This is a genomic window from Geobacter sp., assembly GCA_009684525.1.
In the GTDB taxonomy this organism is placed as follows: Bacteria; Desulfobacterota; Desulfuromonadia; order Geobacterales; family DSM-12255; genus Geoanaerobacter.
The window spans coordinates 127,845-147,898 of the sequence record WKKR01000005.1 but is presented as its reverse complement, the minus strand read 5'-3'; the positions used below and the strand labels follow the sequence as shown (position 1 = coordinate 147,898).

The window sequence follows — 20,054 nt, the reverse complement described above, 5'->3', positions numbered from 1 at the left end:
CCATGAAAGTGATTCTGCAGGAAAACATCGATACCCTGGGGCACATCGGCGACATCGTCAAGGTAGCCCCCGGCTATGCCCGGAACTACCTCCTTCCCCGCGGCCTGGCCGTCGAGGCGACCGTGCGCAACGCCAAGGCCCTTGAGCACGCCAAGCGCCAGCTGGAGTACAAGAAGAACAAGGTCCTGGAGCAGGCCAAGGGTCTTGCCGCCAAGATCGAGGCCATTACTCTCGTCATCAGCCATCAGGCTGGGGAAGAGGGGAAGCTGTTCGGCTCCGTGACCAACATGGAACTGGCCGAAAAGCTGAAGGAGCAGGGGATCGAGATCGATCGGAAGAAGATCGTTGCCGAGCCGATCAAGCATCTCGGCGAGTCGACCGCTGCCGTCAAGATCCACCCCGATGTGACCGCCACCCTCAAGGTGAGCGTGACCAAGTCAGAGTAGAAGATCGGCTGCAGACCATGAAAAGGGCGGTCAGGGTAACCTGGCCGCCCTTTTTTCGTCCGCCTCCATCCGGTTACCCGTTCAGCGCTGGCAGTCGGCACAGAAATAGGTCGATCTCCCCCCCAGCCGCATCCGGCCGATCCGTGCGCCGCAGCGGGGGCACGGCTCTCCCTCCCTGCCGTAGACCGCCAGCCGCACGGCATGGTAGCCGCTCGTCTCCTCGCCCGCCCTGAAATCACGGATGGTCGTCTCCCCCTGCTCGATGGAATCCTGCAGCACCTCCCTGATGGCCGCCACCAGCTGTGCCGCGCGCTCCGTGTCGAGCTCCCCCGCCGGCAGGGCAGGGTGGATGGCTGCCCGAAACAGGGCCTCGCTGGCATAGATGTTCCCCACACCGGCCACGATCCCGCTCTCCATGATCAACTGCTTGATGGCGGTCTTCCTCCCCCTGCTGACGCGGATCAGGTAGTCGCCGGAAAACGCGTTGCCGAGCGGCTCAGGCCCGATGGCGGCGAGGAGTGGGTGTTGCAGCGGGTCTTCCCCGGTCCAGAGCACGAGGCCGAAGCGGCGCGGGTCGTTGAAGCGCAGGAGCGTATCTTGTTCAAGCAGGATATCGAGATGATCGTGCCTGCCCGGCATGGAGCCGGCCGGGACGACCCGGAGGTTGCCCGACATCCCCAAGTGGATGATCAGCCACCCCCGGTCGCAGGCGATCAGCAGGTATTTGCCGCGCCGCTCCACGCCCTGCACGGTCCGGCCCGGCAGCAGGCGTGCCAGGTCGGGGATCGGCTGCCGCAGGCGCGAGGTCCTGACGACGACCAGCAGGATCTTTTTCCCCACAATATGGGGCATGATGGCGAGGCGGGTCGTTTCGACTTCGGGGAGTTCGGGCATCGGTTCGCTCCAATTGCGCTTTGGCGCTCACGGTGTATCATGTCTGACAGCGGGACGCAACACCCGGCACCTTGGGAGCCATCATGCGCCGTCTTTTCCGATACCTTGAGCCGACCTTTTTCGCCGGGCTGATCGACGACCCCTGCCTGATCGTCCGCGACCGCCCCATCCATGCCAGCATCATGCTCGACTGCGGCTCCCTGTCCCACCTGGCCAAGCGGGAGATGAAGCCGGTCCGCGCCATCTTCGTCTCCCATGCCCACATGGACCACTTCATGGGGTTCGACACCTTCCTTCGCCAGACCCATGCCAGCCCCCGGCAGGTCGAGCTTTACGGCCCGCCCGGCATCGCAGACCGGGTCGCTGCCAAGCTTTGCGCCTATGACTGGAACCTGACCGAACCCTACTGGTGCACCATCCGGGTGGTGGAGGTGTACCGGGACCGGCTGGAGGAGACCGTTTTCCCGGGCCCGGAAGGGTTTCCCCGTTGCCCGGCCGGCGAGCGTCCCCGGAGTGGCCGGGTCATCTATTGCCACAACCACCTGGAGGTGGAGGCCGAGCAGCTGGACCACGGTATACCGGTCCTTGCCTTTCGCGTCAACGAGCGGAAGGTCTTTGCGGTCGACGAGGAGAAGCTGGCCGGTCTCGGGTATGCACAGGGCGACTGGCTGCGGGAGCTGAAGCGGCGCTTCTTTGCCGAGTGGCCGGAAGCGGGGCCGCTGCAGGTCCTGCGTCTGGTGGGTGATGCCGTCCGTACCGAGCCGGTGGCGGATGCGGCAGACCTCTACCGGCAGCTTGCCGGTGCACATGACGTGGCCAGTATCGGCTACCTGACCGACGTGGGCTACTCCCCGGAGAACCGGGAGCGGATGGCTGCCTTCCTGGACGGGGTGCGCCTTCTGGTGAGCGAATGCTCGTTTCTGGCCGAGGACCTGCACCGGGCGCGTACCTCACGGCATCTTGCCACCTGCGACGTGAACGACCTGCTCGCCAGGGTCCGGCCGGCCCGCTATCTCCCCATGCACCTCTCAAAGATCTACCTGGGACGAAGCCCGGAGCTGTTCGCACAGCTGAAGCCGCCGGAGGGGACCACGATCCTCCGCTTTCCCGAACATGTTGCCCCGCGCCCCCTGTATGCCTGCGAAATGCCGTCCATCCGCGGTGGTGGAGCGGATTGTTGAGGCAAACTGGCACGGTTGGGCATTTGCCCGAAATCTCTCCTTGACAGAGACGTGCAGACACGCTACTCTTTCGCGGCTAACCATCGGTTTGCATTCCGTTTTTTCAGTTTGATCAAATCCGCTTTATCTTCGGTTAATTCGCGGCAGAGTGCACCATTCCGGCACGGACCGTTGCGGAACCCGCGCCCTCCAGAGGACGGGCGCGACAGTCGGCAGCGCACCGTGGGATGCATGTTGCACAGCCGTACAAGGAGGGTACCTACGTGACCTTTCAGGACCTGATCCTCTCACTGCAGGGCTACTGGGCCAAGCAGGGGTGTGTCATCCAGCAGCCCTACGATACGGAGAAGGGTGCCGGTACCTTCAACCCCGCGACCTTCCTGCGCGTTCTCGGCCCCGAGCCGTGGAAGGTGGCCTATGTGGAGCCTTCCCGCCGCCCGACCGACGGCCGCTATGGCGAGAACCCCAACCGCCTGCAGCACTACTACCAGTTCCAGGTCATCCTGAAGCCGAATCCCACCAATATCCTGGATCTCTACCTGGATTCGCTGAGGGCCTTCGGCATCGACCCCAACAAGCACGACATCCGCTTCGTGGAGGACGACTGGGAGTCGCCGACCCTGGGCGCCTGGGGCTTGGGCTGGGAGGTCTGGCTCGATGGCATGGAGATCACCCAGTTCACCTATTTCCAGCAGGCCGGCGGCATCGACCTGAAGCCGGTAGCCGGTGAGATCACCTATGGCTGCGAGCGGATCGCCATGTATCTCCAGGGGGTGGACAACGTCTACGACCTGGAGTGGATCGACGGCGTCAAGTACGGCGACATCCATCACATCACCGAGGTCGAGTTTTCCACCTACAACTTCGAGGAAGCCAATGTGCCGCTCCTGCTCGAATCCTTCAACAACTTCGAGAAGGAGTGCATCAGGCTGGTGGCAAAAGACCTGGTCTTTCCCGCCTATGACTTCGTCATGAAGTGTTCCCATACCTTCAACCTCCTGGATGCCCGCGGCGCCATCTCGGTCACCGAGCGGGCCTCCTATATCGGCCGGGTCCGGAACGTGGCGCGGCTCTGCGCAGAGGCCTATGTCAGGCAGCGCGAGCGTCTCGGCTACCCGCTGCTGAAAGGAGGTCGCTGAGCCATGAACAAAGAACTTTTCCTTGAAATCGGGACCGAGGAGATCCCGGCCGGCTTCCTTCCCAAGGCGATGGCCGACATGGAGGCCATGATCCGTAAGGAGCTGGAGCATGCACGGCTCTCCTTCGGCGAGATCCGTACCCTGGCAACCCCCCGCCGCCTGGTGCTCTGCGTGCAGGGGCTGCCGTCTCTGCAGCCCGATGCCGAGACCTGCGCACTCGGCCCGGCAAAGAACATCGCCTTTGACAATGATGGGAAGCCGAGCAAGGCAGCGGAAGGGTTTGCCCGCGGCCAGGGGGTCGGTGTCGCTGAGCTGCAGCTGGTTTCGACGGAAAAAGGGGAGTACGTGGCCGCGGTGAAAAAGGAGAGCGGACGTCCCTCTCCCGACCTTCTGGCCGAGATCCTGCCCCGGTTCATTGCCAACATCCCCTTCAGGAAGTCCATGCGCTGGTCCGACCTGGATGTCCGTTTCGCCCGGCCGATCCACTGGATCGTGGCGCTGTTCGACGGGGTCGTGGTCCCCTTCTCCTTCGGCACGGTCCAGAGCGGCAACATCTCCCGCGGCCACCGTTTCATGGCCAACCAGCAGTTTCCGGTGCGCGACTGCGCCCACTACCTGGAGGAGTGCGAACGGCACTTCGTGATCCCCGATCCGGCGCAGCGCAAGGAGACCATCCGGCGGGAGATCCACCGGGTCGCCAAGGCTGCCGGCGGGCACCTGCTGCCGGACGAGGGGCTCCTGGACGAGGTGACCTACCTGGTTGAGTATCCCAGCGTGGTGAAAGGGGGTTTCTCCACCGTCTTCCTCGATGTGCCGAAGGAGGTGCTGATCACCTCCATGCGGAGCCACCAGCGCTACTTCTCCATCGTCGACGACAACGGCAGGCTGATGCCCGGCTTCATCACCATCAACAACACCCTCACCGAAGACCCGTCGGTGGTGGTCAAGGGGAACGAGCGGGTGCTCCGCGCCCGGCTCTCCGATGCCCGCTTCTTCTTCGAGGAAGACAAGAAGATCAGCCTGGAGGCACGGGTTGAGTCGCTGAAGCAGGTGGTCTACCAGCAGAAGCTCGGCACCTCGTTTGAGAAGATGGAGCGGTTCAAGGCGCTGGCCGAAGGGCTGGCCGAGAGCCTCAATCCGGCGGTCAGGGCTAAGGCCTCCCGTGCCGCCTTTCTCTGCAAGGCAGACCTGGTGACCGGCATGGTGGGGGAATTCCCCGAGGTACAGGGGATCATGGGGCGCGAATACGCGCTCCTGCAGGGAGAGGACCCGGAAGTGGCCGTGGCGATCGCCGAGCATTACCTGCCGACCCAGGCAGGCGGCGACCTGCCGACCAGCGACATCGGCGCCTTCGTCTCCATGGCTGACAAGGTCGATACCATCTGCGGCTGCTTCGGCGTCGGCCTGATCCCCACCGGCTCTGCCGATCCGTATGCCCTGCGCCGCTGTGCACTCGGCGTCATCAACATCGTCCTCGACCGCGAATACCGTCTCTCCGTCAGCGAGTTGGTGGACCGCGCACTCGGGCTCCTCGCTGCCAAGCTGACCCGGCCGGCAGCAGAGGTAAAGGCCGATGTCCTGGAGTTCTTCAAGGGGCGCTTTGTCAACCTGATGAATGACCGCTACCCGGCAGACGCCGTGGATGCGGCAGTGGCCGCAGGCTGCGACGACCTGGTGGATGCGGCCGCACGGATAGGCTCCCTGGCGGCGTTCAAGGGGCGCGACGACTTCGAGCCGCTGGCAGTTGCCTTCAAGCGGGTCTGCAACATCGTCAAGGAAGGGGTGGAGGCAGCCATCGATCCGCATCTGTTCCAGGACAGTGCCGAACAGGAGCTGCACGCGGCATTCCTGGAGGTGCAGGCAAAGGTCTCGACCGCTGTCGCGAGTCGCGAGTATGTTTCCGCACTGGCAGAGATCGCTTCCCTGCGGGGTCCCGTGGACCTCTTCTTTGACCGGGTCATGGTCATGGCCGAGGATGAACGGGTAAGAACCAACCGATTGGCCCTTTTGACCGGGATAGCCCGGTTGTTCGGAGGGGTCGCAGACTTCGCCAGAATCGCCGCATAGATGAAAGCCGCCCACCGGGCGGCTTTTTTATTGGGGGGTTTTATTATCGCTAAACCCCCGTTGAATAAGGCTAAACGTTTTTTAATCCTGTTGAACGGAATTGATTTTCAGTAAAAGCCGGTTTCCGGCCAATTAACAAGGAGGAGAGCAATGGCAAGCAAGTATGTCTATTTCTTCGGCAACGGTCAGGCTGAAGGGCGGTCCGAGATGAAAAACCTGTTGGGAGGAAAGGGAGCCAACCTGGCGGAGATGACCAGCATCGGTCTTCCGGTACCCCCCGGTTTTACCATTACCACCGAGGTCTGCACCGAATTCTATAAGAACGAGCGCCAGTATCCGGCCGGGCTCAAGGAAGAGGTCGCTGCCAACCTGAAGCAGGTGGAAGAGCTCATGGGAAGGACCTTTGGCGATGCCGCCAATCCGCTCCTGGTGTCGGTCCGTTCCGGCGCCCGCGCATCCATGCCGGGGATGATGGACACCATCCTCAACCTGGGGCTGAACGACAGCACGGTGCAGGGGATCATCGCCCAGAGCGGTGACGAGCGCTTTGCCTACGACGCCTACCGCCGCTTCGTGCAGATGTATTCCGACGTGGTGATGGGGATGGAGAAGGATATCCTGGAACACCTCCTGGAGCAGAAGAAGGAGGAGCGCGGGGTCCATCTCGACACCGACCTGACCGCAGCCGACTGGAAGGAGCTGGTGGGTGCGTTCAAGGCAAAGATCAGGGAGACCCTCGGCCAGTCCTTCCCCGAAGATCCCCAGGACCAGCTCTGGGGGGCCATCGGCGCCGTATTCGGCTCCTGGATGAATCAGCGCGCCATTACCTACCGGAAACTGAACAACATCCCGGCAGACTGGGGGACCGCGGTCAACGTCCAGTCCATGGTCTACGGCAACATGGGTGACGACTGCGCCACCGGCGTCGCCTTCACCCGCGACCCCTCAACCGGCGACAACTATTTCTACGGCGAATATCTCGTCAATGCTCAGGGTGAGGACGTGGTGGCCGGTATCCGAACCCCGCAGCCGATCAACCTGCACCAGAAGAAGCCGGGCGATCTGCCTGCCATGGAAGAGGTGCTTCCCGAGTGCTACCAGCAGCTGGCCAGAATCCGCGACATCCTGGAGAAGCACTACACGGACATGCAGGACATCGAATTCACCATCGAAAAGGGCAAGCTCTTCATGCTGCAGACCCGCAACGGCAAGCGGACCGCCAAGGCGGCCATCAAGATCGCCGTGGACATGGTGAAGGAAGGGCTCATCGACGAAAAGACGGCAGTGCTCAGGGTGCAGCCGTCTCAGCTGGATCAGCTGCTCCATCCGTCCCTCGATCCGAAGGCGCCGAAGAAGGTCGTTGCCAAAGGGTTGCCCGCCTCTCCCGGCGCTGCCAGCGGTGCCGTGGTCTTTACTGCCGATGAGGCGGAAGCAGCCGCCAAGATCGGCCTCAAGGTGATCCTGGTCCGGGTGGAGACGAGCCCAGAGGATATCCACGGCATGCACGCGGCCCAGGGGATCCTCACTGCCCGCGGCGGCATGACCTCCCACGCGGCGGTCGTGGCCAGGGGCATGGGCAAGTGCTGCGTTGCCGGGTGCAGCGACATCAAGGTCGATTACGCCGGCGAGTCCTTCATGGCCAAGGGTAATGTCCAGATCAAGAAGGGGGACGTGATCACCCTTGACGGCTCCACCGGCGAGGTGATGGTCGGCGAGGTCCCGACGGTGCCGCCACAGCTGACCGGCGATTTCGCCATCCTGATGACCTGGGTCGACCAGCACCGGAAACTGAAGGTACGGACCAACGCCGACACCCCCCACGATTCCAAGGTTGCCCGCGAGTTCGGCGCCGAGGGGATCGGCCTCTGCCGCACCGAGCACATGTTCTTCGAGGCCGACCGGATCATGGCGGTGCGCGAGATGATCCTGGCCGAAGACCTGGAAGGGCGCGAAAAGGCGCTGGCAAAGATCCTCCCCATGCAGAAGAGTGACTTCATCGGCATCTTCCGCGAGATGAAAGGGCTGCCGGTCACCATCCGCCTGCTCGATCCGCCGCTCCACGAATTCCTCCCCCAAGAGGAGAAGGATATCGAGGCCCTGGCCAAGACCCTGGGGGTCACGAACCAGCAGTTGAAGCACAAGGTGGAGTTCCTCCACGAGTTCAACCCGATGCTCGGCCACCGCGGCTGCCGACTGGGGCTGACCTATCCCGAGATCTACGACATGCAGGTCCAGGCGATCATGGAAGCTGCCTGCGAACTGGTAAAAAATGAAGGGTACACCATCGTCCCCGAGATCATGATCCCGCTGGTGGCTGCCGTGGAGGAGCTGAAGCGGCTGCGGGCCAATGCCATCGCGGTCTGCGAAGACGTGCTGGCAAAGTACGGCGTCAAGGTGGAATACCTGATCGGCACCATGATAGAACTGCCGCGGGCGGCGCTCACCGCCGACGAGATCGCCACCGAAGCCGAGTTCTTCTCCTTCGGCACCAACGATCTGACCCAGACCACCTTCGGCCTTTCCCGCGACGACGCCGGCAAGTTCCTGCCGTTCTATGTGGAGAGCGGCCTCCTTCCCGAAGACCCCTTTGTCTCCCTGGACCAGAACGGCGTTGGCCTGCTGGTGCAGATGGGGTGCGACAAGGGGCGGGCGACCCGGCCGAACATCAAGCTCGGCATCTGCGGCGAGCATGGCGGCGATCCCTCCTCGGTCATATTCTGCCACAAGGTGGGGCTCGATTACGTCTCCTGTTCGCCGTTCAGGGTTCCCATTGCCCGACTGGCTGCTGCCCATGCGGTCCTTGACGCGAAATGAAAATGCGCTTGACACCCGTTGTGGAAAGGGTGTTAAATACGCGCTAATCTGCGGGCACAGCTAACGCCCGATTCTTGCAGCGGATGCAGACAGGAGGAAGTTGGAATGGCGAACGGCGTGGTAAAATGGTTCAACGACAGTAAAGGTTTTGGGTTCATTGAACAGGAGAACGGCGAGGATGTATTCGTTCATTTCTCCTCGATCCAGGGCGACGGCTTCAAGAGCCTGGCCGAGGGGCAGCGGGTATCGTTCGACATAGTGCAGGGCGCCAAGGGACTCCAGGCTGCTAACGTTGTGAAACAGTAATCCCGAACGATGTATTCTACTCAGGCCACGGGTTTCCCGTGGCCTTTTTTTTGTCACGAAAAAACGGGGGTGAGTTATCACCCCCGCCTGGTCATTCGCTGCCGCAGCAGCTGGGCTGCAGGTCGTCCTTTGTGAGCGGCTGTCTGACTCCGCACTTCTGGCACCGCCAGAAGAGACCGCCTCAGCCGGGAAGCAGGACCATCAACCCCTGGCACGTCGGACATTCTTTCTGATAATCCACCGGTAAACCCCCTGAAGTTCTTTTCCCAACTATACTGCTGTCGGTATGTGAGAGTCAAATATATAAATACTTATATTATCTGACGGTCACGCCGAGCCTGCCCACTCCGGGGATCTCGGCCACTACCCGGTCACCGGAGACGATGGGGCCGACCCCGGCCGGGGTGCCGGTCAGTATCAGGTCCCCCTGTTCCAGGGTAAAGATGGTGGAGAGATGGCTGATGATCTGTGCCACCGGGTGAATCATCAGACCGGTGGAGCCGTTCTGCCGTTCCTGATCGTTGACTGAGAGGTGGATCTGCAGCTTCTGGGGGTCTGTCACCTCGCGTGCAGGCACAAAGGTCGAGAGCGGGCAGGCGGTGTCGAACCCCTTGGCGATGTCCCAGGGGAGCCCCTTTTTTTTCAGCTCCGCCTGTACGTCCCGCAGTGTCAGGTCTATTGCCACGCCGTATCCCGCCACATGCGCCAGTGCCCGGTTTTCGGGGATATCCTTCCCCCGTGCCCCGATCAGCACCGCCAGCTCTGCCTCATGGTGGCAATCCCTCGAATAGGGGGGGATCACGATGCAGCCGCCATCGTAGATGACCGAGCTGGCCGGTTTCATGAAAATCACCGGGGCTGCAGGTACTTCATTGCCCAGTTCGTGAATATGGTCGACGTAGTTGCGGCCGATACAGAGTATCTTGCCGATGGGAACGGAGTCTCCGTTCGTGAACCGTGCGGTTTGTGCGGGCATGGGCGCTCCTTCGCGGAAATGGGGTGTGACGGCGGCTGTCCGGGTCAATCGGTGACCGGGGATTGGGCTTTGACTCCTGCGATGGCTGCCAGGAGATCCTGTGCGGCCCGTGCCGGTTCTGGTGCGGCGATGATGGCAGAGATCAGGGCGATGCCGTGGGCATGGGCGTTCAATACCTGCGGGGTATTGCGCAGATTGATCCCGCCGAGGCCGAAGACCGGCATCTTGAGCTGCTGGGCCACGGTTTCGAGTTTGTCGGTCCCGACCGGTTCGCCATACTGTGCCTTGGACGGGGTGAAGAAGACTGGGCCGAAGGTGATGAAGTCTGCCCCGTTTTCCTCGGCGGTCAAGGCACAGATCTGATTGTGGCAGGAGACTCCGATCAGCCTGGTTGGGCCGAGGAGCTTGCGGGCACGGTGGATCGGGATGCTCTCCTTGCCCAGATGCACACCATCGGCATTTACCGCCAGGGCGATATCGATCCGGTCGTTGATGATGAGCCTGGCGCCGTGGCGTTCGGTCAGCTTGCGCAACTCCAGGGCCAGCTCGTAGAGTTCCCGGCTGGAGAGATCCTTTTCGCGGAGCTGCACGGCGCGCGCTCCTCCGGCGAGCGCCTCTCCGACAACGGTTGGCAGGTCTCTGCCGCCGGTCTGGTGACGGTCGGTGATGAGGTAGAGGTCAAAATCGACGGGCATGAAACGATCCTCCCAAAATGCGGCCAACATCGGTATGCGCTGAAGATTTGCCGGTCAGTGCGCTGCCAGAGCCGATGAAGTGCCGTCAGGGGCGACATGGGGGGCAGGCCGGTCCAGAAAAGCCCTGTCCCAATCCTTCCAGACTACCTCGTACCCCTGGCTTTTGATCATCTGTTCCACTGCCTCTGCCGAGCGCTCGTCGCTGATGTTGAACTGGCGCGTGCTCTCTTCCGGGCTGGCGTAACCGCCCGGAGCGGTGCTGGAGCCGGCGCTCATCTGGGTGATGCCGAGCGGCAGCAGGTTGTCGCGCAGTTCTGCACTTTCGCGGGTGGAGAGGACCAGCCCGGCGTCGGGCATCAAAAGGCGCAAAGCGCAGAGGAGCTGGACGAACTGCCGGTCCGTAACCGGGTTGAGCGGAGCAAACCCTCCTTCGGCCGGGCGCATGCGGGGGAAGGAGACGCTTAAGTGGGAACGCCAGAAGTGGCGCGACAGGTGGAGGGCATGGAGGCCGGTGAAGAAGCTCTCCACCCGGAACTGCCCGAGGCCGAGCAGTGCCCCGATCCCGATCCGGCGCAGACCGGCTGCGCCTCCCCGCTCCGGGGCCAGCAGCCTGAAGGCGTAGTCGCGCTTTTTGCCAAAGGGGTGCATCTGGGCATAGAGCGCCTGATCGTAGGTCTCCTGGTAGACAGTCAGGCCATCGACGCCTGCTTCGACCATCTGGCCATAGCCTGCCTCGTCCATGGGGTAGACTTCGATGGATATGGAGCTGAAGAGCGGCCGCAGGCGCCGTACCACCGCGGCGAGATAGTCGTTGTCCACGGCCTTCGGCGCCTCGCCGGTCACCAGTAACAGGTGGCGGAAGCCGCGATCATGCAGGACCCTGGCTTCCCGTTCGGCTTCGTCCAGGGTCAGGGTCTGGCGGGGGACCTGGTTGGTGGCGTTGAAGCCGCAGTAGAGACAGCCGTTGGTGCAGAGGTTGGAGATATAGAGCGGGGCATACATCAGGATGGTGTTGCCGAAGCGCTGACGGGTGATGCGGTGGGCCTTCTGGGCCATCTGTTCCAGAAACGGCTCTGCCGCAGGGGAGAGCAGGGCCATCAGCTCCTCTTCCCGCAAACGGTCGGCGCCGAGCGCCCGCTCCACGTCTTCGGACCGCTTTGCCTCGATGCGGGCAAGCACATCGTCGGGATGATAGGTCTGGATCAGCTCGAAAAAGTTCATTTCACTCCCCCCAGAAAGCCGGTGAGGGGGCTCGATGCCTCGGCCCGCTCCTTCTGGCTGCCAAGGCCTGCCTGGTAGGCTGCCCTGCCAGCCTCGACCCCCATCCGGAAGGCAGCGGCCATGAGCCCCGGGTTGGGGGTGACGGCGAGGGCGGTATTCACCAGGACCGCATCGGCACCCATTTCCATGGCTTCGGCAGCATGGGAGGGCGCACCGAGACCGGCATCGACGATGACCGGCACGATGGCCTGCTCGATGATGATGGCGATCTGGTCGCGGGTCCGGACCCCTTTGTTGGTGCCGATGGGGGCGCCCAGCGGCATGACCGTAGCCGTGCCCGCCTCCTGGAGGTGCTTTGCCAGCACCGGGTCGGCGTTGATGTAGGGGAGGACCACGAACCCGTCCTTGACCAGGATCTGGGCAGCCTTGAGGGTCTCGATCGGGTCGGGGAGCAGGTAGTAGGGATCGGGAGTGACCTCCAGCTTTATCCATGGCTCGCACCCTGCTGCACGGGCAAGGCGTGCCAGCCGCACTGCTTCATCGGCATCCCGTGCACCGCTGGTATTGGGCAGGAGCAGGTATTTCGACCGGTCGATATGGGAGAGAATGCTGTCCTGCGGGTTGTCGATATCGACCCGGCGCAGGGCAACGGTGACGATTTCGCTGCCGGAGTGCTCCATGGCTTCGACCATGGCGGCATTGGATGAAAACTTGCCGGTTCCGACCAGAAGGCGCGAACGGAACGTCCGACCGGCAATGACCAGTGTATCCGAGTGATGAGGCATGATCAGTCTCCTTGTTCGATGAGCAACCAAAGCTGCCGTGCTGTATCGGCAACTGGCAATCCGCCGGTACGAGGTGCCGGCACTTTCCGCATGCGGAGGGAACGTGGCAGCGAGAGCCTGTCAGCCGCCGCCGACGAAATGGACGATTTCGATCCTGTCCCCGGCCTGCAGGGGGGTCCGGGCATAATCGCTCTTTGCCACGATGTTGAGATTGAGTTCGACGGCGATCGCAGCGGGATTGACGCCTGTCGCGACGAGATAGGCAAGCAGCGTGGTTTCGCCGGTCTGAACGGTTTCGCCGTTTACGGTGATATGCATGGGGCACCTGTAGACTCGCCGGGAGGGAACAAAAAAAGCCGCGGAAAGCGGCCGGATGGGATGGAACGGACGGGGCGCGCTTCCCTACGCCGGGATTAACCGGATCAGGTTCAAAGGGTTTGAAGCCCAAGGCTTCATCTCAGTTCTTGCGAACTCCCCCAGCGGGATTGGACTATTGGTTTGTACGGCGACATGCCGCGGTCGGCATGGCACTGAAGTGTTTGTACCGTAACAGGAGAGCGTGAGAAGTGTCAACCCTTTTCTGGGATGTCGCACCTTGGTGTCACGGCAGTCGGGCAGTTGCAACTCGCCGGAAACCGGCGCGGGTTCATGGCGCGAAGCCGCTCTTTTCCTTCCGATCCAGTTGTGCTAGGAGTTCGCGTTCCTTACGGATCTCCTCGCGGCAGTAGGTCCAGAGATGGTAGCTTTCCAGGATGAGAACCGTTGCTCCTGCGGCGAATACCGCCCAGAAATTCTCGGCAAGGGCATGGGCAAAGTGGTAAAAGGTGTAGAAGGCGGCGAGGTAACCCACGTGCAGAACGCCGCCATAACGCCCCGAACCGCTCATCATCCTGCCGAGAATCAGGATGATCGCGGAAAAGCTGTAGAGTACCAGGGCAGCGCTGATCATGTTGGTTGACGGCGGCCGGCCGAGAAGGGCGAGAACCTCGTCCGGGAGCGAGGGGAGGATGGCGAAGTCGTTCTGGGCTAAAATGCTGAGCGCAATAAAAAGAGCTAAAGAGAGTGGCCCGTTGCCCGACTTCAGATGCAATCGAGAGATGCGGGACTCGCTCTCCTGGCGCAGGCCTTCAAAGTCCTGGAGGGGCGGTTTCTGCTCAGATTGGGGGGATGATCCGTTCCTCATGTCTCGGATGTGCCACGATGCCGTGCCGCACCGGTCCTATGTGAAGTTGCTGCAAACTCTATCCTTTGAACCGTGACGTGTCAACACCCTCCCCGTCATACTGACGCGATGCCCGGCCTATTCAGTGCCTTCTCCCCGCGGAGCAGAGTTCTCCGTTTGCTTCAGCTCTTCACTGAGGGTGCGCACGTTATTGGCAAGCCGGGAAAGTTCAGGACCGCAGTCGGGCAGTTCGGCGGTCAGATCGCCCTGGGCCGTGCGCTCGGTGTATTCGGTGAGAAGCCGTAAGGGGAGGAAGACGTTTCTCCAGAGCAGTGCTGCTACCCCCCCAACGGTGAGTAGCAGCACCATGATGCTGAAGACGATCATCCGTTCCCGCATGACCTTGAGATTCTGCAGCAGGTCTGCCAGGGAAAGCCCGATATCCAGGGTTCCGAGAACCTTCTGCTCGGCAGGATGGATATGGCACGGAGCGACTGAACACTCGGGCTCATTGTAGATCGGCGCGGTGATCGCCAAAACCTCGACTCCACGCTCGTTGGTGAAGCGCCTGGCCTTCTGCATGGCTGCCAGGGTCTCCTTGGGGACCGGTCCGGAATGGCATTCGACGCATCCGGCAGCCTTTTTGTCCACGAAGCGGTTGATCTCGCCATGGACGCTGGAGAACATGATCAGTCCCTTCTTGTTGAAGATCCGGACATGCTCCAGGCGTTTCTGTTCTCCCACGTTGTCAATGATGTTTTTCAGCGTCTCCCGGTCACTCTTGAGCATTGCGTAACGGGTCGACTTGACGACCGTATCCGCCAGGCCCGTGGCATACGTCACCGTATCGCTGATGATATCGGACTTCATCAGCGAGTAGAGCAGGATACAGCAGATAATGACGAAGCCCGTCACTGCAACGGCCACCGGGACGATGGCCCGAGCGGTCAGAGACTTGAACATGGTGTTCCCTTTTTACATTTTGTGGCAGATAGCACAGTTGGCCTTGACCGTGAACGCCTTCTTGCCGTTGTGGCAGGCGCCGCACGATTTGCCCTTTTCCATATCATCCATGGAGAACACCTTCTTCGCTTTGCCGTAGCCGAAGACCTTGGTATGGCAGTCATTGCACCGGGCGATTTCGGTGTGGACCTTGTGGCTGAAGAGTACCCTGCCGGCACCTTTCACCTTGTAGGTCACTTCCTTGGTGGGGTGACACTTGCCGCAAGCCGCCAGCGGGAAGGCTTCCTTGCCGGTATGGCAGGCGCCGCACGATTTGCCCTTTTCCATCTCAGCCATGCTGACACGCTTGTTGCCGCCGCCGGCATTGTATAGTCTGGGATGGCAGGTGCCGCAGGCATATTTCTTGGCATGGTTGCCATGGCTGAATGCCAGGGAGCCGGTTTCCTTGACCTTGAAGGTGATGTCTTTTACCGTGTGGCAGCGGGCACAGTCCTTGAGGCTGAAAGCGGTCTTTCCGTGGCAGGCGCCGCAGGATTTGCCCTGCTCCATGTCGGCCATGGTGTAACGCACCTTTTTCTTCATGTCGAAGATTTCGTTGTGGCACGCCTTGCAGTTATTGTTGATCCCGCTCTGTTTGATATGGAAGTTGTGGTCGAAGACGATCTTGCCTGCGTCCTTGGTCGTGTAGGTGACGCTCTTGATGGTGATTGCATGGGCGCTGGTGCCGACGAACAGTGCCACCAGGCAGAAGAGCAGGGATCTGAACAACATGGTGTCCTCCTCAACAGGTAATTGATGCAGCAATAGCGTGTATACAGGCCGCGATTATAGGGAATGCGTCAAGGTTAGTCAATTTTAAATATGCTTGGAAAAGGGGATTCCTGGAACAAAAACTGCGGGGCGGCATGAACCGCCCCGCTGGAAGTGAGGATACGACAACTTAGTGCCCATGTCCTTCGATCTTTTCCCAACCGGTCCACATCGGCTTGAAGTGGGCAAGCGGGGTATGACCCATGGTGGCGAGGTAGACGTGGACGAACAGGAAGGCGAAGAAACAGCAGGCGATCAGGAAGTGGGCGGAGACCAGGATCTTGATCCCTCCCACCAGCATGATTACTTCCCTGAGGGGCGCCACGTTCATGATCAGGATGCCCGAGACGATGACCAGCGGCAGGAGGACCAGCATGATCATCAGGTAGGCGAACTTCTGCATCGGGTTGAACTTGTCGTCGGGCATGCTGTGGTGCGGGTTGGGGCCGCCGCGGAAGAAGTGGAAGAAGTAGAACAGGGCCTGGCGGATGATGCCGCGCTTGATGTCGTCCATGGTGGGGACATAGAGCTTGATCAGGGTCCCGGCGATGAAGAGGTAGTAGAAGAGCCAGAGAAAGTAGGATATGGAAACGATGATCCCGGCGGTATTATGCAGGCTGATGGCTGCCTTGTAGGTCCCGAAGAGATTGACATAATCGGGGAACCGGATCTGGATGCCGGTAATGCAGAGGGTGACTATCCCCAGGGCATTCAGCCAGTGCCAGATCCTGACCGGAGTCGGGGTAAGGTAGATCATCTGCTCCTCGTGGTGTGACGATTCAGCGGTGCTCATGTCAATGCTCCTTTCTATTTTTTCTGGTGAGGTAGCGCAGGGAACCGTGTCCGATCGGCATCATCATGCCTCCTACCAGGATCAGTGCTCCGATGATGTTGAGCGCGGTGCTGCGGGTAGTCCCCATCATGTAGAAGTCGGGGGTGCCGAAGAGCAGGTCGAGGACAGCGCCTTTTTCCACCTGCATCCGCGTGTATCTTCCGTCTTTGCCGGGGAAGGCCACGAAACTGGTCTGCATTGCCTTGGTGCCGGTTGCGTGGCAGAAGGTGCAGTCCCACCGGTTATCGAGGATCTGGTAGCTGTGGGTAACCTGCTCGGGCATCATCATCCCCCAGAGCCGCATGTCGTTGTACTTGGCATTGGTGTTGAAGCGGCGCAGTTCGGACATTTCGATCTTGCCGTCACCATTTACGTCGATGAGCTGCGATATATCCTTGCCCCCTGCAGCTTCGGCCAGTTCGGCATAGGTTGCCTCGCGGAAATCGCTATGCGGCTTGTTCGCCTGCCGTTTTTCGATGTACATGATGATGACGTAATTCTTCGAGCTGGTGTGGCAGGTTATGCACGGCATTGCATCCACGTGCAGGTCCGCCTGGGTGAGCCATTTGGAATGGGTAGTAACGGTCTTTGCCTTGTCGTGGCATTTGTTGCACTGGGCGTTGATGAAGTCGCCCGATACCGCCATCGGCTGCCGGACCATGTGCGGATTGTGGCAGTCGGTACATGAGGCGTTCCCGCCATGCAGGCTCTGTGCATACTCGCGCTGGATCACGGCGTGGCATTCGCGGCACTGTGCCCGCGGCGGCCGGATGCCGTCGTGCGGATGCTGGCTGGAAATCGCGTCATGACAGGACGTGCATCCGATCAATTCATGGGTGGTGCCGGCAAATGTGACCGGATCGATAAAGAGGTGCCCTCCCCCCTTGCTGATAATTGCCTTGTCGCCATGGCACTTGAGGCATGCCTCATTGGGGTTGGCGAAGGCGCTGGCGGCCCATGCCAGGGCTACTATCAGCAGTCCGCTGCTCAACAGTGTTCTTCGAATCGACATGACGTGGTCTCCCTCCGTGGAAAGTCTTCGGGCCTCTGGACCCTTGCCTCGGTTTTCAGTGTGTAGTTGTCTGTTTGGCAGCTTCCTGTTTACGGACTCCCTTGGCGAAACCAAGCATGACCATGACTGCGGGGAGCATCTGTGCGACGATGATGAGGGCGCAGATGCCGAGGAATCCCCAGACGAAAAAGCCGCTGTTATCCTCACGAGCTCCCGAGGCGGCGATGGCTGGAAGTGCGCTGGCCAGAACTGCTGCGATTGATCCGAATACTGTCGTTTTCATGGCGTTCCTCCTTATTGGTTGCTGGACTATGCAGTCACAGGGGCGTTTTTCCGGTCACCTTTGGCCAGGTTGGTAAAGGCGCACTGGACAACCTGGCGGATCTCTTCGCATGAGTCAGGCCCTTCGGGACGGAAGGCGTGATAGAAGATGCCTTCTTCCCGGAGCCGGCGGATAAGCGGGAGCGGTATGTCGCTTCCCACCAGGATAATGGTCAGGTCGCGGTTACATTCCTTGAGCAGGGGCACCAGTTCTCCAGCGGTCAGGTCCTCCAGCTGGTCCCCCAGCAGGATAACCTGCGCGGATTTTTTGATGATCCCATGAAGGGCTGCCGCAGCCGAGTTGGTCACCATAACGTTGTAACCCGCTTCAATGAACAGATCGGCCATTTGTCGGCGGGATTCCAGGTTTTCATCGGCTATGAGCAACCCTTGCATACCCGCTCCTTTCTGTTACAGCGTCTGAGAATACCGACAGGCGACACGGTTGATGCCTCTTTAAACTGCACCTGTTATGCCACAAATTAAAAAATTTTACTAAAGAAATTTTTGTGTTTTTAAACCGTATGGTTATGGGACATCTGGTGCAAGGGATACTGTGGCGGTTTTACGCAGTTGTATCGGAATGACATACACCGTTGTGGCGGCAGTGTCTGGATACAGTTTGGGGTCAGGACCGATAATCCGTTGAAATTGTTTGTTAAATGGATTTGCGCCGGCCTGTATAAAAAAATATGCAGGTGGTTAAATTCTTATAACTCCGCTTCCAGCAACGGTTTACACATGAATCATGGGTGTGTGAGACCATGTTAAACAATAATATTGGTTTGACTTAATGTGGCTGTTGGAGTATGTAGTAAGAAAGGATTAATGGCGCTCGGAAACGCCGGCGTGGTGCAGGGTGGCATCGTATTGCCGCCGGTCCGGGTAGGGCATTGCAGAAGGTTGAGGGATCCCGATGGATAAGACGAATGTTCTGGTGGTTGACGACGAAACGGTTATTCGGGAAGGTTTGCGCAGAATCCTGGAAATGGACGGATTTTCCGTCGAAACCTCGTCCAGCGGCACCCTTGCCCTGGAGCGCCTGCAGGATAAGGACTTCGACCTCGTTATCAGCGACCTGAAGATGCCCGGCATGAGCGGCATGGACGTTCTGAAAACCATCAAGGTGCTGCAGCCGGAAGTCCCGGTTATCATCATCACCGGCTATTCCACGGTGGATACGGCAGTGGAGGCGATGAAAAACGGCGCTTTCGATTATATCGCCAAGCCGTTCACCCCTGAGCAGATCAATGAAAAGGTGCAGAAGGCATTGGACCAGCGGGCAGTGCTGCTGGAAAACATCTGTATCAAGAAGGAACTGAACGCCCATCAGGGATTTGACCGTTTCCTGGGCGAAAGCCGGGAAATGCAGAAGGTCTACCGCAGGATCATCCAGGTGGCGCCGACCGACAGTACCGTCCTCATTACCGGCGAGAGTGGTACCGGCAAGGAACTGGTGGCTCGGGCCATCCACAACAACAGCAAGCGTCGCGACCAGCCCTTCGTGGCGGTCGACTGTACCTCGCTGGCGGAGAACCTTCTGGAAAGCGAGCTGTTCGGACACGTCAAAGGGTCGTTTACCGGGGCGATCCAGACCAAGACCGGTCTCTTCAAGGTGGCTGACGGTGGGACCCTGTTTCTGGACGAGGTCTCGAACATCAGTCTCACCACCCAGGCCAAACTGCTCCGAGTCCTTCAGGAGCGCGTGGTTACCCCCATCGGCGGAACCCAGCCGATACCCATCGACATCCGCCTGGTTGCCGCGACCAACCGCAACCTGCGCACCATGGTCCAGGAGGGGGCGTTTCGCGAGGACCTTTTCTTCCGGCTCAATATAATCCCGATCGATCTCCCCCCGCTCCGGGACCGCAAAGGCGATCTCCCGTTGCTCATCAGTCATTTCCTGCGGAAATTCGCCGACGAGATGGGCAAGGATATTCGTGGCATTGCTCCCGATGCCCTGGCGCTCCTTGAACAGTGCCAGTTCCCGGGCAACGTCAGGGAGCTGGAGAATGTGATCGAACGGGCTGTGGTGCTGGCGGAAGGCGATCTTGTGCAGAAAGAGGATTTCGAGCTGGGAGGGTCTGTCGATGCCTCGGAGCAGTCGTCCGCGGAAGGGTATGTGCCGCAGAACGTGGAGGAGCTCAAGGAAACCAAGCGCCAGATCCGCGAACGCGCCATCGAACCGGTGGAAAAGGCCTTTGTCCTTCACGCCCTGAAACGGAACAACTGGAACGTCACCCGGGCTGCCGAAGAGACCGGCATGCTCCGCCCGAATTTCCAGGCTCTTCTCAAGAAGCTGGGGATATCCATCCGCAACCAGATGAACGGCAATTCCTGACCACTGAGCTTCATTCAACTATATGCATGCGGCGGTGATCTGCCATTCATGCCGGTCTTTTGTGCGTGTGCCGGTCAGGTCTCCCCTGA

General features: G+C 60.4%; 20 protein-coding genes and 1 riboswitch. Of the genes, 7 read left to right on the top strand and 13 right to left on the bottom strand.

Going from position 1 to position 20,054, the window contains the following annotated elements; translation table 11 throughout:
* The first annotated feature begins 2 nt into the window (after positions 1–2).
* Positions 3–446 (top strand): 50S ribosomal protein L9, encoded by a 444-nt coding sequence (locus GJT30_15540; GenBank protein ID MSM41029.1) that lies wholly within the window; start codon positions 3–5, stop codon positions 444–446.
* A gap of 81 nt (positions 447–527) precedes the next feature.
* Here GJT30_15540 and mutM read toward each other — a convergent pair whose 3' ends face one another.
* Positions 528–1,340, bottom strand: coding sequence for a bifunctional DNA-formamidopyrimidine glycosylase/DNA-(apurinic or apyrimidinic site) lyase (mutM, locus tag GJT30_15535; protein MSM41028.1), 813 nt, complete (start codon positions 1,338–1,340; stop codon positions 528–530).
* Positions 1,341–1,420: 80 nt separating this feature from the next.
* Here mutM and GJT30_15530 point away from each other — a divergent pair, with 80 nt between their 5' ends.
* The 5 genes from GJT30_15530 to GJT30_15510 all read left to right on the top strand — a co-directional run bounded on the left by GJT30_15530 (position 1,421) and on the right by GJT30_15510 (position 8,847).
* Complete coding sequence (locus GJT30_15530; protein MSM41027.1) at positions 1,421–2,521, top strand: MBL fold metallo-hydrolase; 1,101 nt, start codon at positions 1,421–1,423, stop codon at positions 2,519–2,521.
* Positions 2,522–2,784: 263 nt separating this feature from the next.
* Positions 2,785–3,660: a glycine--tRNA ligase subunit alpha gene (gene glyQ / locus GJT30_15525; protein ID MSM41026.1), complete on the top strand. Its 876-nt coding sequence runs from the start codon at positions 2,785–2,787 to the stop codon at positions 3,658–3,660.
* A gap of 3 nt (positions 3,661–3,663) precedes the next feature.
* Positions 3,664–5,727: a glycine--tRNA ligase subunit beta gene (locus GJT30_15520; protein MSM41025.1), complete on the top strand. Its 2,064-nt coding sequence runs from the start codon at positions 3,664–3,666 to the stop codon at positions 5,725–5,727.
* A 150-nt stretch (positions 5,728–5,877) separates the two neighbouring features.
* Positions 5,878–8,541 carry a pyruvate, phosphate dikinase gene (locus tag GJT30_15515; GenBank protein MSM41024.1) on the top strand — a complete coding sequence of 888 codons (2,664 nt, stop codon included), beginning with the start codon at positions 5,878–5,880 and terminating at the stop codon, positions 8,539–8,541.
* Positions 8,542–8,646: 105 nt separating this feature from the next.
* Positions 8,647–8,847, top strand: coding sequence for a cold-shock protein (locus GJT30_15510; GenBank protein MSM41023.1), 201 nt, complete (start codon positions 8,647–8,649; stop codon positions 8,845–8,847).
* Between the two features lie 316 nt (positions 8,848–9,163).
* Here the strand turns inward: GJT30_15510 and GJT30_15505 are convergent, their stop codons facing one another.
* From GJT30_15505 to GJT30_15450, 12 genes are all read right to left on the bottom strand, one after another.
* Positions 9,164–9,823 carry a fumarylacetoacetate hydrolase family protein gene (locus GJT30_15505; protein MSM41022.1) on the bottom strand — a complete coding sequence of 220 codons (660 nt, stop codon included), beginning with the start codon at positions 9,821–9,823 and terminating at the stop codon, positions 9,164–9,166.
* A gap of 44 nt (positions 9,824–9,867) precedes the next feature.
* The gene (gene thiE / locus GJT30_15500; GenBank protein ID MSM41021.1) at positions 9,868–10,518 is read right to left on the bottom strand and encodes a thiamine phosphate synthase; all 651 of its coding nucleotides are present in this window, start codon (positions 10,516–10,518) and stop codon (positions 9,868–9,870) included.
* Between the two features lie 54 nt (positions 10,519–10,572).
* The gene (thiH, locus tag GJT30_15495) at positions 10,573–11,739 is read right to left on the bottom strand and encodes a 2-iminoacetate synthase ThiH (GenBank protein ID MSM41020.1); all 1,167 of its coding nucleotides are present in this window, start codon (positions 11,737–11,739) and stop codon (positions 10,573–10,575) included.
* Positions 11,736–12,524, bottom strand: coding sequence for a thiazole synthase (locus GJT30_15490; protein ID MSM41019.1), 789 nt, complete (start codon positions 12,522–12,524; stop codon positions 11,736–11,738). Before GJT30_15490 ends, thiH begins: the two co-directional genes overlap by 4 nt.
* A gap of 120 nt (positions 12,525–12,644) precedes the next feature.
* Positions 12,645–12,842 (bottom strand): sulfur carrier protein ThiS, encoded by a 198-nt coding sequence (gene thiS, locus GJT30_15485; GenBank protein MSM41018.1) that lies wholly within the window; start codon positions 12,840–12,842, stop codon positions 12,645–12,647.
* Positions 12,843–12,906: 64 nt separating this feature from the next.
* A riboswitch (TPP riboswitch) is annotated at positions 12,907–13,012 on the bottom strand.
* Positions 13,013–13,170: 158 nt separating this feature from the next.
* Positions 13,171–13,707, bottom strand: a complete 537-nt coding sequence (locus GJT30_15480; protein ID MSM41017.1) for a menaquinol oxidoreductase — start codon at positions 13,705–13,707, stop codon at positions 13,171–13,173.
* Positions 13,708–13,824: 117 nt separating this feature from the next.
* Positions 13,825–14,649: a HAMP domain-containing protein gene (locus tag GJT30_15475; GenBank protein MSM41016.1), complete on the bottom strand. Its 825-nt coding sequence runs from the start codon at positions 14,647–14,649 to the stop codon at positions 13,825–13,827.
* A gap of 12 nt (positions 14,650–14,661) precedes the next feature.
* The gene (locus tag GJT30_15470) at positions 14,662–15,420 is read right to left on the bottom strand and encodes a cytochrome C (GenBank protein ID MSM41015.1); all 759 of its coding nucleotides are present in this window, start codon (positions 15,418–15,420) and stop codon (positions 14,662–14,664) included.
* 169 nt (positions 15,421–15,589) lie between these two features.
* Positions 15,590–16,252 carry a cytochrome b gene (locus GJT30_15465; GenBank protein ID MSM41014.1) on the bottom strand — a complete coding sequence of 221 codons (663 nt, stop codon included), beginning with the start codon at positions 16,250–16,252 and terminating at the stop codon, positions 15,590–15,592.
* A gap of 1 nt (position 16,253) precedes the next feature.
* Entirely contained in the window at positions 16,254–17,303 is a 1,050-nt protein-coding gene (locus GJT30_15460) for a cytochrome C (protein ID MSM41013.1), read from the bottom strand.
* Between the two features lie 55 nt (positions 17,304–17,358).
* Positions 17,359–17,586: a hypothetical protein gene (locus GJT30_15455; protein MSM41012.1), complete on the bottom strand. Its 228-nt coding sequence runs from the start codon at positions 17,584–17,586 to the stop codon at positions 17,359–17,361.
* A 26-nt stretch (positions 17,587–17,612) separates the two neighbouring features.
* Positions 17,613–18,020 carry a response regulator gene (locus GJT30_15450; protein ID MSM41011.1) on the bottom strand — a complete coding sequence of 136 codons (408 nt, stop codon included), beginning with the start codon at positions 18,018–18,020 and terminating at the stop codon, positions 17,613–17,615.
* A gap of 520 nt (positions 18,021–18,540) precedes the next feature.
* Here GJT30_15450 and GJT30_15445 point away from each other — a divergent pair.
* On the top strand, positions 18,541–19,965 hold the full coding sequence (locus GJT30_15445) for a response regulator (protein ID MSM41010.1): 1,425 nt from the start codon (positions 18,541–18,543) through the stop codon (positions 19,963–19,965).
* The last annotated feature ends 89 nt before the right edge of the window (positions 19,966–20,054 follow it).